The following is a 12,645-nucleotide window of genomic DNA, read 5'->3' on the forward strand; positions in this document are numbered from 1 at the left end:
GCTCTATGTTGCATTCGATCATTCGAACCGGCGCCGTCGTCGCCGGGCTCGCGTTCGGTCTCGCGTCTGCCCACGCCGACTCGCTCGCGGACGCCAAGTCCTTCGTCGACAAATATGCTTCCAAGGTCGACAAGTGGGATGGTCCGACCACCGCTCCGAAAATCGCGAAGGGCAAGACCATCGTCGTGCTCGCGTCCGACATGAAGAACGGCGGCGTGCTCGGCGTCACCAAGGGCATCGAGGAGGCCGCCAAGGCCGCCGGCTGGACCGTGCGCACGCTTGACGGCGCCGGCTCGGTCTCCGGCCGCACCGCCGCCTTCGGCCAGGCCATGACGCTCAAGCCCGACGGCCTCGTCATCTGCGGCTTCGACGCGGTCGAGCAGAAGCCCGGCATGGAAGCGGCCAAGGCCGCCAAGATCCCGATGGTGTCCTGGCACGCCGCTCCCGTTATCGGTCCCGTGCCCGAAGCCGGCGTGTTCGCCAATGTGACGACGGATCCGATGGCGGTCTCCACCGCCGCGGCCAACTGGGCGTTCGTCGACGCGGGTGGCAAGCCGGGCGTGATCATCTTCACCGACTCGACCTACGAGATCGCAATCGCCAAGGCCAAGAAGATGAAAGAGGTCATCGAAGCACTCGGGGGCAAGGTGCTCGAATGGGTCGATACGCCGATCGCCGAGACCTCGACACGCATGCCGCAGCTCACCACCTCGCTGCTGCAAAAGCATGGTGCGGCCTGGACGCATTCGCTGGCGATCAACGACCTCTATTATGACTTCATGGCGCCCTCGCTCTCCGCGGCCGGCATCAAGGGCACCGGCGCGCCCGTGAACGTCGCCGCGGGCGACGGCTCCGAAAGCGCCTATCAGCGCATCCGCTCCGGCGCCTACCAGGCCGTCACCGTGGCCGAGCCGCTGAACCTTCAGGGCTGGCAGCTCGTCGACGAGTTGAACCGCGCCATCGCCGGAGAGAAGTGGTCGGGTTACGTCTCGCCACTGCACGTGGTGACCAAGGCCAACATCGAATTCGACGGCGGCCCGACCAACACGTTCGATCCGGGCAATGGCTACCGCGACGCCTACAAGAAAGCCTGGGGCCTCCAGTAAGCCTCCTCTCCGCTCCCCGAGCACGATGACCGTGCTCCCTCGGCGGTCCGTCGCAAGCTGACCGCCGATTGTTCTTCCACACTCAGACAGACGAGCGAATGCCGATGTATATCCGTTGTGCTTTCTTCAGTGGCAGCGTCAAGCCCGGGCGCGAAGCCGAATTCACCGCCTATGTTCGCGAGAAGCTCGTGCCGCTGTGGACGCGCTTTCCCGGTGCCGAGGAGGTTCGCGTGCTGCGGCAGGAAGAGAGCGACAGCGACGCCCAGCGTTACGAGATGGTGCTCGCGATCCGCTATCCCTCGCGCCAGGCCATCGAGGAGGCGCTTGCTTCGCCGGTTCGCTTGGAGAGCCGCGAAGTGACCAAGGGGCTCACCGAGATGTTCGATGGCTCGATCTTCCACACGGTGTTCAAGGCCGACGACTTTGCGTTACCGACGGATTAGTCGCGGAGATCTGACACGGTGAGCACCTACGACATTCTCGACCCGCGCTTCCAAGGGTTGATCATCGGGCACGCCAAGCTCGACAAGCTCTGGACCGGCAGCCGCTGGGCCGAGGGCCCGGTCTATGTGCCGGCCGCCAAGTCGCTGCTGTGGTCCGATATTCCCAATGATCGCGTGCTGCGCTTCGACGAGACCGACGGCTCGGTCTCGGTGTTCGAAAGCCCCTGCGGCTATCACAACGGCCATACGCGCGACGCGCTCGGCCGCGTCATCGCCTGCGAGCACGGTGGCCGTCGCATCTCGCGGCTCGAGGCAAATGGCCAATGGATCGCACTGGTCGAGCGCTTTCAAGGAAAGCGCTTCAATTCCCCGAACGATGTCGTCGTCAAGTCGGATGGAACGATCTGGTTCTCCGACCCGACCTACGGCATCGACAGCGAGTATGAGGGGCATGCCGGACCGAGCGAGATCGGCGCCAGCAACGTCTATCGCTTCGATCCGGCAAGCGGCGCGTTGTCCGCTGTCGTGACCGACATGGTGAAGCCGAACGGTCTCGCCTTCTCGCCCGACGAGCGGCTGCTCTATGTGGCCGAAACCGGTGCGACGCACGTGCCTGGCTTGCCAGCCGTCATTCGCGCCTACGACGTGGCATCGAGTGGGCTTGCGGTTGACGAAGGCCGCATCTTCGCGACGTCTCAGGCCGGGTTCTACGATGGATTCCGCCTCGATCGGAACGGCAACATCTGGACGTCGACGGCGGATGCAGTTGCGGTCTACGCGCCGGACGGCACGCTGATTGGGCGCATTCCGGTGCCTGAAATCGTCTCCAATTTGACCTTCGGCGGGCCGAAGCGGAACAGGCTCTACATCACCGCGCAGACTTCGCTCTATGCGATCTACGTCAACGCGCACGGGCTTTCCTGAATTCTCACGCTGGCGGCGTTCGCTCCGCCCAGAATTCCATCAGCGCAGCCTGATCCATCGCACCACAGCCGATTGCGGTCAGAAGGCGATGGATCTCGGCGCAGACGACGGTCATCGGCATCGCGATTCCGGTCTGACGCGCCAGATCCTGCGCACCGTTCAGATCCTTGACCATGTTGTCGATGCGCCCCGTCGGCCGGTAGTCGCGCGCGGCGAAGCGCGGCATGTACTCCTGGAGGATGGCGCTGTCCGCCCGGCCGCCGCGCAACGCTGGCGGGATCTTGGCCGCATCGACGCCGGAGGCCTCCGCCAACGCGGTCGCCTCGGCAACCGCGACGAAGTTGAGAGCGCACAAGACCTGGTTGATGAGCTTGGTGGTCTGTCCTGCACCGCTCGGACCCATATGCGTGAAGTTCGAGGCGACCTCGGCGAGCACCACTCGTGCCTCCGCGACGTCTGCTGCCTCTCCGCCGGCCATGCAGGTCAACTGACCGATCGCGGCCTTCGGCGCGCCGCCCGACAACGGGCTGTCGACCCAGCGCAGGCCGGCTGTTTCAGCGTCTTTCGCCAGTTCGCGCGTTGATTGCGGATCGATCGAGGACATGTCGATGATCAGCGTGCCTTTCCGCGCGCCCTCCGCGACACCCGCCGGTCCAAACACCGCCGCTCGCACGATTCTCGGCGAGTTGAGGCTGAGGACCACCGCGTCGGCCTCGGCCGCAGCGCTCGCGGCAGACGCGACTGCGATTGCGCCTTTTTCAACGAGACCAGCGACCTTTGCAGGATCGAGATCGAACACCAGGACGCGGGTCCCGGTCTCGGCGAGGCGCGCTCCAATCGCGCCGCCCATGGCGCCGGCGCCGATCAATGCGACTGGACGGGGCATCACGACATCTCCGCGGTGACCTGGTGGATGCTTCGACGGCAAGACTCAGAGCGAAGCTGTGATGCCGCCGTCGACATAGAGCACGTGTCCGTTGACGAACGAGGACGCGGGCGAGGCGAGAAAGATGCAGGCGCCGACGAGTTCCTCGACCTTGCCCCAGCGCCCTGCCGGCGTGCGCTTTTCGAGCCAGGCCGAGAATGCGGGGTCCGCGACCAGTGCGGCATTGAGCGGCGTGTCGAAATAACCGGGCGCGATGGCGTTGACCTGAAGGCCGTATTTCGCCCAGTCCGTCGCCATGCCCTTGGTCAGGTTTCCGACCGCTCCCTTCGTGGCCGTATAGGGCGCGATCGACGGGCGCGCGAGTGCGGTCTGCACTGAAGCGATGTTGATGATCTTGCCTGCACGACGTCCGATCATGTGGCGCGCACAGGCCTGACCGACGTTGAAGACCGACGCGATGTTGGTCTGCAGCAGGCGCTGAAACGCGTCTTCAGGAAACTCCTCGAGTGGCGCGCGGTGCTGCATGCCCGCATTGTTGACGAGAATGTCAATGCGCCCGATGTCCGTCTCGAAGCGATCGACGGCCACTCGCGCCGCGCCGTGGTCGGTGGCATCGAAAGCGAGCGTTCGCGCCCCCGCAATGGAGCTGGCGGCAACGGCGAGCTTGGCTTCGTCCCGGCCGTTGAGCACGACTTCCGCGCCGGCCTCGGACAAACCGCGCGCGAGCGCAAGGCCAATGCCTTGGGACGATCCCGTGATGAGGGCGCGGCGCCCTTTCAGATCGAACAAGTTGATCGCCACCCTGCCTTCTCCTCTTGCATCTCGACATCCACGTTCCGTCGAACTATGTTATCGATAACATGCAATGTCAAGTTCGGGCACAAGAGGAGCGCTCACCCACATGTCGAATCCTGAAATTCTTCAGATGGGCCCCTATCCGGAGTGGGATCAGATCCCGCTCGATGCGGCCTACACCGTGCACCGCTATTTCGAGGCGAGCGACCGGTCGGCTCTCCTCGCCGAGGTCGGCTCGCGCGTTCGCGCCATTGCCACGCGCGGCGAGCTCGGTGCGAATGCCGAACTCATCGCGGCCTGCCCGAAGCTGGAGATCATCTCGATCTACGGCGTCGGCTTCGATGCGGTGCATCTGGAGAGCTGCCGGAAGCGCGGCATCCATGTGACCAACACGCCAGACGTGCTGACGAAGGACGTGGCAGATCTTGCCGTCGCGATGATGCTCGCGCAATGGCGCGGCGTGAACGCGGCCGAGCGCTGGGTGCGCGACGGATCATGGGTCGCCAAGGGGCTCTATCCCCTGAAGACGCGAGCCTGGGGCAAACGCGCAGGCGTGCTCGGCCTCGGCCGGATCGGGTTCGAGGTCGCACGCCGGCTGGCCGGCTTCGACATGGACATCGCTTATTCCGACGTCGAGGCGAAGCCTCATGGCAAGGACTGGACCTTCATCGCGGATCCCGTTGCGCTCGCGGAGCGATCCGACGTTCTGTTCGTTACGCTCGCGGCTTCGGCAGCGACCCGGCACATCGTGGGACGCAATGTTCTCCAGGCGCTCGGTCCCGACGGGCTTCTCGTCAACGTCTCGCGTGCCTCCAACATCGACGAGGAAGCACTGATCGCGGCGCTGACCGACGGCACGCTCGGCGCAGCGGCGCTCGACGTGTTCGAGGGCGAGCCGCGGCTGGACCCGCGATTTCTCGAGCTCCCGAACGTGCTGCTGCAGCCTCACCACGCCTCCGGCACGACCGAGACCCGCAAGGCCATGGGCCAGTTGATGCGAGACAATCTGGCCGCGCATTTCGCCGGTCTCCCGCCGCCAACGCCGGTCCTCTGACTGAAGATAGAACTTTCAGGTCTGCGGGCCACGCATCGATAGATGAGTTCACGGCACAATCAGCTTCTTGCGAATGGCGTAACGGACCAGCTCGGCCGTCGACGACATCCCGAGCTTGCGCATCGCCGAGGCACGATGAGTCTCGACCGTTTTCACGCTCAGCTCCAAAATGACACCTATAGCCCTGTTGGTGTGCCCTTCCGCAATCAATTGAACCACGCTCTGCTCGCGCGGCGATAGCAACATCTCCGACTTGCCCTGCTTGCTGAGTTGGTAGTCTTGCAGAAGCTTCTCCACCAGGGCACTGGTAAAGTAAGGTCTACCGTCGAGCAGCGCCTCGATAGCGAAGATCAGGTGCTTCTTGGCATCCGACTTGAACAAGAAGCCGCGCACGCCAGCGAGAACCGCTTCCGTCAGCAGTTCCTCGTCTTCATGCATCGTCAGGATCAGCACTTCCGTACGCTGATGAAGCGCCCGGAGACGGCGACAGACCTCGAGTCCGTTTATGAGGGGCATCGAATAGTCGACGATCACGACATCCGGCCTGGCCTCCAAGGTCAACGCGACGGCCTGCTCGCCGTTGGTCGCTTCGCCGGCAACAATCCAGTTCGACTGCATTTCGACGATCGCGCGAAGCCCCGAGCGCACGACTTCATGATCATCCGCAATCAAGATGCGTTTCACGGGCGTCGTTCTCGCTTTTCCGGCCGAAATCGGCCGGATGACCGGCATCTGCAAAGTCGAACGATCCTATCGGCCGCAGGCCGTCGAGTTATCCTGCAAAACCCTGAGATGCCTCCCGCGAATGTACTCAGGTGTCGCGCCCGCCGGTGACATCTCATGGGGGGAATACCCCCTCATGCCTCGACGAGCCGCGCCCGCACGGCGTATCGGACCAGGCCGGCGGTTGAATTCACGTCCAGCTTTCTCATGGCCGCCGCCCGATGTGCCTCTGTCGTCTTGACGCTGAGGTTGAGGATCGCGCTGATGCCCTTGTTGCTGTAACCTTCGGCAACAAGCTTGACGACGAGTTGCTCGCGCGGAGTGAGCCCGCAATGCTTGTCGGTATCGCCACACGACGCGAGGTTGGCTCCATTCAGGCAGCCCACGCTACAAAACCGCCTGTGCATCAGAAGCGATTCGACGGCGGCCAACAGCATTCTGTTCGCATCCGATTTAACCAGGAACGCGCGTGCGCCTGCCTCAAATGCCTGTTCTGCAAGGAGACCGGAATTGTGCACCGTGAAAATCAAGACTTCCGTCTGCAGCGGGTATTCTCTGATCCGCCTTGCAACCTCCACTCCGGTCATTCGCGGCATTGAGAAATCTACGATGGCGACGTGCGGCTGACTTTCGATTGCCGCGCTCAACGCCTTGCTGCCGTCGCTCACCTCGGCGACCACTTCCCAGTCCGTTCGCTGTTCGAGCACCGCGCGCAAGCCCGACCGCACTGCTTCGTGATCATCAGCGATAAGAAAGCGCTTCATGGCAGAGCACTCCAAGGTCATTCACGCGCCGGCTCGGCTTGAAACGATGCCGTTCTCACCTGCCGTCGGTGCTCAGTGTTCTTCTTTCCTCATTGTGTTCTTGTGGACCCTCGCATGACGGGGCTGGCCTTTCGCGAGTTACGGCCGTTCATGGTCAGGCCATGCGGAATGACCGCGCAAAGCATCGTGCCGGAGCGCCGAGCTGTCGGATCGGAGCAAATCTCGAGCGAACCTCCGATCTGCTCAAGTCGCGCCCTCATCGCGGGAATTCCAACGCCCATCGATATCGTCTTCGCACCTTGCTTGACGTGGTCGGCTCGAAGCCCGCGCCCATTATCGCTGACCGTCAGCCTAAGTCCACTCTCGACCACATCCAGGACGATCCTCACTTCGGTCGCCTTGGCATGACGGAACACGTTCGTAAGGGCTTCCTGAACGACACGCAGTATTGCGCGCTGCTTTTCGTAAGGCAGCCGATCGACGTCTGGCGCGATTCTCGTCGTGACCCGCAGCGACGTACGCGACGCGAAACCGTCTGCGTAACGCTCGATCGTCGCCTTCAGCCTGTCGAGCGTCAGATTCTGTGGATGCAGCAGATAGGCAAAAGCGCGAATTTCCCTGAGGGCTTCATCAATAGACGCGTCGATCTCCTCGCAAAGCCGCTCAGCCTCGACCGGATCGCCCATGCACCGCCGGATCCGCATCAGGCCGAGGCTCGCCGCGATCAAATGCTGGCATGTCGAATCGTGCAGATCGGAAGCAATCCGCTGCTGGATCTCCTCCTGAATGGACGCCAAATTGAAACACGACTGCGCGCCGTCCACGCCTCCGTCCGCGATTCCGAAAGCACCATTGTGCACGACGCGATGGCTGCCGACCAGCCGGACCACGGCTCCCCCGACCAGCGGATCCGCGACCGGAACGATGGTTGTCTCCATGTTCTGCCGCTGACCGCCCAATGCAAGGCGATGACAAATCCTGACCTCTGTTCCTTCTGCGAGACAGGCACGAAGGGCATTGCAAATCGCTTTGGCGTCCTCCTTGCCGAGGCAGTCGGAGACGCCCACCTCCCGGATGGCTTCCGACGCAATGCCGAGATGAGCCTCAAACGCCGGATTGATCCCCTCATACACGAACAGGCCTCCGGGCGACGGACGCACTACGAAGAGAAGATCGGCTGAGGACATCCAGTACAGACGCTCGGTGGTCTGTTCCGATCCAAACCGCAGCCACTCGCCGACACTTGAACGATCCAACTCGCCGGAGGAAGAGCTATGTGGGTTCACGGTAGGCACTCACTTCTCCAGTGACGCCCGACACTGAATCTCAATATCGAGAGTCTCCTACCTCCCCAATCGGCGAGGCGATGCGCGTGTTGCCGTGGGGCACACCCACTATACACCGTCAGGTTGCGGACACCAATAAGCAGCATTGCTGCCGGATCGAGTTCTCGAACCTGTGAGTTGAACTTCGGCAGGGACGACTATGCAGATTGTGCCAGACCGTCCGGCAGTGAAGTTCAAATACGAGTCCGGATCCTGCTTCCATCCGGTTGCGTCGAACTCGGGAGAAGGGCCGAAGCGGCGCCCGGCCGTGACATGCCGGTCGCGACCGCCGCATTCGGGCCGCCTAGTAATCCACCGCGTCCCTGGTGATCGGACAGGTCATGCAATGCCCCCCTCCGCGGCCCCGCCCCAGCTCGGCACCGACGATGGTGATGACCTCGATCCCCTCTTTGCGCAGCAGGGTGTTGGTATAGGTGTTGCGGTCATAGGCGAACACGACGCCTGGTGAGGCGCAAACCAGGTTAGCTCCGCTGTCCCACTGCGTTCGCTCGCGCATATAGGCGTTTCCGCCGGTCTCGACGACGCGCAACTTCTTCAGGCCAAGAGCTCCAGCAACGACATCCACGAACGGCATTTCATCCTTGCGCAGCTCGAGGCCGGCCGAATTGTCGGCGGGCCGGTAGGAAAATGCCGTGATGTTGTTGACGATGTCGGGGTAGAGCAGGACGCAATCCCGATCGGCGAATGTGAACACCGTATCGAGATGCATCGCAGCGCGAAGCTTGGGCATCGCGGCCACGATCACCCGCTCGGCCGCTTTTTTCCTGAACAAGGCCGCGGCAACCTGGCTGATCGCCTGTCGCGATGTGCGCTCGCTCAACCCGATCAGGACATTACCCTTGCCGATCGGCATCACATCGCCGCCTTCCAGTGTCGCGAGACCATGGTCCCGAGTCGGATCCCCCCACCACACATTGACCTTGCCAGCAAACTCCGGATGGAACATGTAGATGGCCGTGGCAAGAATCGGCTCTTCGTGCCGCGCCGGCCAATAGAGCGAATTCAGCGTGACCCCGCCGTAGATCCAGCATGTCGTGTCCCGCGTATAAAGCGTGTTGGGGAGTGGCGGCAGCAGATACTCGGTCATCCCCGCGGCCTGGCGGACCAGCTTCAGCATCTCGCCGCCGTGAGCTTCCGGGAAGTCATGGGTCGAAACGCCCCCAATCAGCGTTTCGGCCAGATCGCGCGGTTTGAGGCTCTCGAGGTAACCCCGCAGTTCGTCGACGAGGCCAAGACCGACCTGATCCGGGACCACCTGGTTGTCGAGGATCCACTTCCTCGCCTCGGGGATCGCGACCGTCTCTGCCAGCAGGTTGTGCATCTCGACCACATCAATGCCGCGGTCGCGCATCTTCTGCACGAAGTCGAAGTGATCACGCTTCGCGTTTTCCACCCACAGCACGTCGTCAAACAGCAGGGTATCGCAATTCGACGGCGTGAGGCGCTGATGGGCGCGGCCGGGCGAGCAGACCATCACCTTCCTCAGCTGCCCGACCTCTGAATGGACACCAAGGGGCATCGAGGCGTCCGATGTCTGCTTTGCCATGGGGTTCTCCCGGATGTTGCCTGCCTAAATGGTGATGTAGCCGGTGGCCAATCCGTGGATCCCGACAGCAGCGCCGACCGCGACAACGATGAAGATGCCCCACTCGACGGCAGTAAAGACCCTCGCCTTCTGTTCGAGGCGCGCCCAAAAATACAACGCCGTACCAGGGGCATATAGAATTGCTGCCAACAGCAGATACTTCATTCCGGCCGCATAGATCAGGAACAGCGTGTAGATGACCGCGATGCCCGTGAAGATCATGTCGCGCCTGCGCTGGTCAGGGCGCTTCTCATAGGTCTCGCCCCGTCTGACCAGCAGCAGCCCGTAGGCAGCGACCAGGAAAAACGGAATGAGGTTCATGACGCTCGTCAAATTGAGCATCAGCGCAAAGGCATCGCGCGACCAATACGTGCTGATGACGAAAAGCTGAACGATCACGTTCGTCAGCCACAGCGCCGCAGCGGGGACCTTGTTCGCGTTCTCGGTACCAAACAAGGCCGGCATGTCCCTGGTGCGGCCGGCCGCCGAGAGCACCTCGGCACAAATGAGGGACCAGGCAAGATAGGCTCCGAGCACCGAGACAAGCAGTCCGATGCTGACGAAGACGGCGCCCCAGTGCCCGACCACCGTCTCGAGCACCGTCGCCATGGACGGCTGTCGCATGCCGGCGATTTCCGCGCGGGGAAGAACCGCATAGGGCAGCATGGTGACGAGGACCATGAGACTTGTCACGATCACAAAGCCCAAGATCGTCGCAGCGCCAACATGGGACCGTTCCCTGGCGTAGCGTGAATAGACGCTGGCGCCCTCGATTCCGAGAAACACGAACACTGTCACCAGCATGGTGGCGCGGATCTGGTCGAAGAGACTCTTGTCCGGCATGCCTTCTCCGCCCCAGAAATTGGCGCGGAACATGTCACCCTTGAACGCGAACGCGAGAATGAGGATGAAGATCAGGATCGGCACGATCTTCGCAACGGTGACGATGGTGTTGATCGCCGCGGCCTGCTGCACGCCGCGCAGGATCATGAAGTGAAATAGCCAGATCCCGACCGACGCAACGATGATCGCCGCGATCGTATTTCCGTCACCGAACACAGGAAAGAACGCGCCCAGTGTCGACTTGATCAGGACCCAATAGGATACGTTGCCTATGCAGCTTCCTGTCCAGTAACCAAGCACGGACAGGAATCCCGGATAGTCGCCAAATCCTTGCTTCGCGTAGGCATAAACACCGGCATCGAGGTCGGGCTTCCGTTCGGCGAGCGACTGGAAGACCCGCGCCATTGTGTACATGCCCCCGCCGGCGATGCACCAGGCGAAGATGGCGCCGAACGGGCCCGTGGCGATTCCGAACGTGCGAGGCAGGGAGAAGATGCCCGACCCGACCATCGAGCCGACCACCATCGCAGTCAACGCAAACAGCGAGAGCTTCTGGATCGATGGCGTCCCCGTCATGTCAAGACCTCGCCGCACGAACGTGCGCAACATCCAGGCGACCGACTTGCCCGGCGAGTCCACCATGCGTCTTGGACGGAGCCCGGAATATCGGGTGAATACCTGGTCCAGGGTCGGGATTTCCCTCGCAGGAATCAGGCACTCAAGATGACGTTACAGGGCGTACGCGAGGGTCAAGAATAGGTGCCCCTGGTAGCTTCCCGGAGGCCACGATCCGGAACATTCATCCCTACGCCTGAGGGTTTTCTCCGATGCCAAGCCGGCACTTCGCCGGCTAATCTTTGGCCGCGCGTCCCCGCAAGCGCCGGGGAACTCGATCAAGCAGGAGGTTTCCATGTCCGATCTCGTCGCGATCGTATATCCGTCCGAAGCGAAGGCCGAGGAGGTACGTCATCGCCTCCTCAAATTGCAGAAAGAGTATCTGATCACGATCAGCGACGCAGTGATCGCCGTGAAAACGGAATCCGGCAGCATCAAGCTCAATCAACTCGTCAACACGACGGCGATGGGCGCGATGACCGGAAGCTTCTGGGGTCTCCTGATCGGCGTGATTTTCCTCAATCCGATCCTCGGTGTCGCAGTCGGCGCAGCATCCGGCGCACTCGGCGGTGCGCTGTCCGATTTCGGCATCGACGACACCTTCATGAAAGAGCTGTCTGGCTCACTCCACGCCGGCAACGCGGCCCTGTTCGTCCTGATCAAGAACATGACGGCGGACAAGGTCCTGAAGGAAATCAAGGACGCCGGCGGGACGGTGCTGAAGACGTCGCTGGACGACGCCAAGGAGAAGACCCTGCGCGACGCGCTCGCAAGCGCCGCCGCGGAGCGGCCAGCGGCCTGAACGGCCGCTTTTGGCCTTTCAGCGCCGGCCGCCGAACAGGCGTAGCAGCATCATGAACAGGTTGATGAAGTTGAGATAGAGCGACAGCGCCGAAATCACGGACTTGCGGCCCGCCGAGGTTTCATCGTCCCTGGCATCGTACATCGCCTTGATCCGCTGCGTGTCATATGCCGTAAGCCCGGCGAAGACGCCGACGCCTACGACCGAGATCAGCCAATCGAGTCCGGTCGACTGCAGGAAGAGGTTCACCAGGCTGGCGATGATGACGCCAATGAGCCCCATGAATAGGAATGTGCCGAGGCCGGAGAGGTCGCGCTTTGTCGTGTAGCCAAAGACACTGAGCCCTCCGAACGTCGCCGCAGAGATGAAGAATACGCGGGTGATCGAAGCATTCGTGTAGATGTGGAACAAGGTCGAGAGCGAGACGCCGACCAGCGCCGCATAGACGAAGAACAGCAGGCGCGCCGTGGACACCGAAAGCGTATTGATGCGCGCGCTGACGAAGAACACCAGCGCCAACGGCGCCAGGATAAAGACCCACATCAATGGATTCTGCAGCAGAGCCGGTCCGGTGAGCTGGTAGGTCAACCACGCGGCGATAGCGGTGAGACCGACACCCGCAGCCATGTAGTTGTAGATGCGCATCATGTAATTGCGCAATCCGGCGTCGATCGCAATCGCGCCGTCATCGACCGCGCCGGAATTCGAAAGGTTCTGATCAAAGTTTGACATCGCGTGCCTCCTCCTGAATTCGCGGAC

13 protein-coding genes are annotated in these 12,645 nt (G+C 62.3%); 5 read left to right on the top strand and 8 right to left on the bottom strand.

Annotated elements, in window-relative coordinates:
- The first annotated feature begins 5 nt into the window (after positions 1–5).
- The 3 genes from BM222_RS01470 (at position 6) to BM222_RS01480 (ending at position 2,473) form a co-directional block, all read left to right on the top strand.
- Positions 6–1,106, top strand: a complete 1,101-nt coding sequence (locus tag BM222_RS01470; protein WP_092226496.1) for an ABC transporter substrate-binding protein — start codon at positions 6–8, stop codon at positions 1,104–1,106.
- Between the two features lie 104 nt (positions 1,107–1,210).
- Positions 1,211–1,549, top strand: a complete 339-nt coding sequence (locus BM222_RS01475) for a putative antibiotic biosynthesis monooxygenase (RefSeq protein WP_092226497.1) — start codon at positions 1,211–1,213, stop codon at positions 1,547–1,549.
- A gap of 18 nt (positions 1,550–1,567) precedes the next feature.
- Positions 1,568–2,473, top strand: a complete 906-nt coding sequence (locus BM222_RS01480) for an SMP-30/gluconolactonase/LRE family protein (protein ID WP_092226498.1) — start codon at positions 1,568–1,570, stop codon at positions 2,471–2,473.
- Between the two features lie 4 nt (positions 2,474–2,477).
- Here BM222_RS01480 and BM222_RS01485 read toward each other — a convergent pair whose 3' ends face one another.
- Together BM222_RS01485 and BM222_RS01490 are read right to left on the bottom strand one after the other, a co-directional pair.
- On the bottom strand, positions 2,478–3,359 hold the full coding sequence (locus tag BM222_RS01485; protein ID WP_092226499.1) for an NAD(P)-dependent oxidoreductase: 882 nt from the start codon (positions 3,357–3,359) through the stop codon (positions 2,478–2,480).
- 45 nt (positions 3,360–3,404) lie between these two features.
- Positions 3,405–4,160, bottom strand: a complete 756-nt coding sequence (locus tag BM222_RS01490; RefSeq protein ID WP_092226500.1) for an SDR family oxidoreductase — start codon at positions 4,158–4,160, stop codon at positions 3,405–3,407.
- A 100-nt stretch (positions 4,161–4,260) separates the two neighbouring features.
- Between BM222_RS01490 and BM222_RS01495 the strand changes: the two genes are divergently transcribed.
- Positions 4,261–5,208 (top strand): 2-hydroxyacid dehydrogenase, encoded by a 948-nt coding sequence (locus BM222_RS01495; RefSeq protein ID WP_092226501.1) that lies wholly within the window; start codon positions 4,261–4,263, stop codon positions 5,206–5,208.
- A gap of 48 nt (positions 5,209–5,256) precedes the next feature.
- On the opposite strand, the gene BM222_RS01500 is transcribed toward BM222_RS01495, so the two are convergent.
- The 5 genes from BM222_RS01500 to BM222_RS01520 all read right to left on the bottom strand — a co-directional run bounded on the left by BM222_RS01500 (position 5,257) and on the right by BM222_RS01520 (position 11,045).
- The gene (locus BM222_RS01500; RefSeq protein ID WP_092226809.1) at positions 5,257–5,892 is read right to left on the bottom strand and encodes a response regulator; all 636 of its coding nucleotides are present in this window, start codon (positions 5,890–5,892) and stop codon (positions 5,257–5,259) included.
- Positions 5,893–6,065: 173 nt separating this feature from the next.
- A complete protein-coding gene (locus BM222_RS01505) occupies positions 6,066–6,695 on the bottom strand; it encodes a response regulator (RefSeq protein ID WP_177242942.1) in 630 nt (209 codons plus the stop codon).
- An 89-nt stretch (positions 6,696–6,784) separates the two neighbouring features.
- Positions 6,785–7,990 carry a sensor histidine kinase gene (locus BM222_RS01510; RefSeq protein ID WP_244546981.1) on the bottom strand — a complete coding sequence of 402 codons (1,206 nt, stop codon included), beginning with the start codon at positions 7,988–7,990 and terminating at the stop codon, positions 6,785–6,787.
- Between the two features lie 334 nt (positions 7,991–8,324).
- A complete protein-coding gene (gene arcA, locus BM222_RS01515) occupies positions 8,325–9,587 on the bottom strand; it encodes an arginine deiminase (protein ID WP_092226504.1) in 1,263 nt (420 codons plus the stop codon).
- A 24-nt stretch (positions 9,588–9,611) separates the two neighbouring features.
- Positions 9,612–11,045 (bottom strand): basic amino acid/polyamine antiporter, encoded by a 1,434-nt coding sequence (locus tag BM222_RS01520; protein ID WP_092226810.1) that lies wholly within the window; start codon positions 11,043–11,045, stop codon positions 9,612–9,614.
- A 334-nt stretch (positions 11,046–11,379) separates the two neighbouring features.
- Between BM222_RS01520 and BM222_RS01525 the strand changes: the two genes are divergently transcribed.
- Positions 11,380–11,886, top strand: coding sequence for a DUF1269 domain-containing protein (locus BM222_RS01525; RefSeq protein WP_092226505.1), 507 nt, complete (start codon positions 11,380–11,382; stop codon positions 11,884–11,886).
- An 18-nt stretch (positions 11,887–11,904) separates the two neighbouring features.
- Here the strand turns inward: BM222_RS01525 and BM222_RS01530 are convergent, their stop codons facing one another.
- Entirely contained in the window at positions 11,905–12,618 is a 714-nt protein-coding gene (locus BM222_RS01530; RefSeq protein WP_092226506.1) for a Bax inhibitor-1/YccA family protein, read from the bottom strand.
- Positions 12,619–12,645: the final 27 nt, after the last annotated feature.

Source organism: Bradyrhizobium sp. Gha (genome assembly GCF_900113735.1).
In the GTDB taxonomy this organism is placed as follows: Bacteria; Pseudomonadota; Alphaproteobacteria; order Rhizobiales; family Xanthobacteraceae; genus Bradyrhizobium.

What these genes read in the sequence shown, in the direction of transcription:
- BM222_RS01470 (WP_092226496.1), top strand. Translation starts at nt 6, where the DNA reads ATGTTGCATTCGATCATTCGAACCGGCGCCGTCGTCGCCGGGCTCGCG.
- BM222_RS01475 (WP_092226497.1), top strand. Translation starts at nt 1,211, where the DNA reads ATGTATATCCGTTGTGCTTTCTTCAGTGGCAGCGTCAAGCCCGGGCGC.
- BM222_RS01485 (WP_092226499.1), bottom strand. Translation starts at nt 3,359, where the DNA reads ATGCCCCGTCCAGTCGCATTGATCGGCGCCGGCGCCATGGGCGGCGCG.
- BM222_RS01495 (WP_092226501.1), top strand. Translation starts at nt 4,261, where the DNA reads ATGTCGAATCCTGAAATTCTTCAGATGGGCCCCTATCCGGAGTGGGAT.
- BM222_RS01505 (WP_177242942.1), bottom strand. Translation starts at nt 6,695, where the DNA reads ATGAAGCGCTTTCTTATCGCTGATGATCACGAAGCAGTGCGGTCGGGC.
- arcA (WP_092226504.1), bottom strand. Translation starts at nt 9,587, where the DNA reads ATGGCAAAGCAGACATCGGACGCCTCGATGCCCCTTGGTGTCCATTCA.
- BM222_RS01520 (WP_092226810.1), bottom strand. Translation starts at nt 11,045, where the DNA reads ATGACGGGGACGCCATCGATCCAGAAGCTCTCGCTGTTTGCGTTGACT.
- BM222_RS01525 (WP_092226505.1), top strand. Translation starts at nt 11,380, where the DNA reads ATGTCCGATCTCGTCGCGATCGTATATCCGTCCGAAGCGAAGGCCGAG.
- BM222_RS01530 (WP_092226506.1), bottom strand. Translation starts at nt 12,618, where the DNA reads ATGTCAAACTTTGATCAGAACCTTTCGAATTCCGGCGCGGTCGATGAC.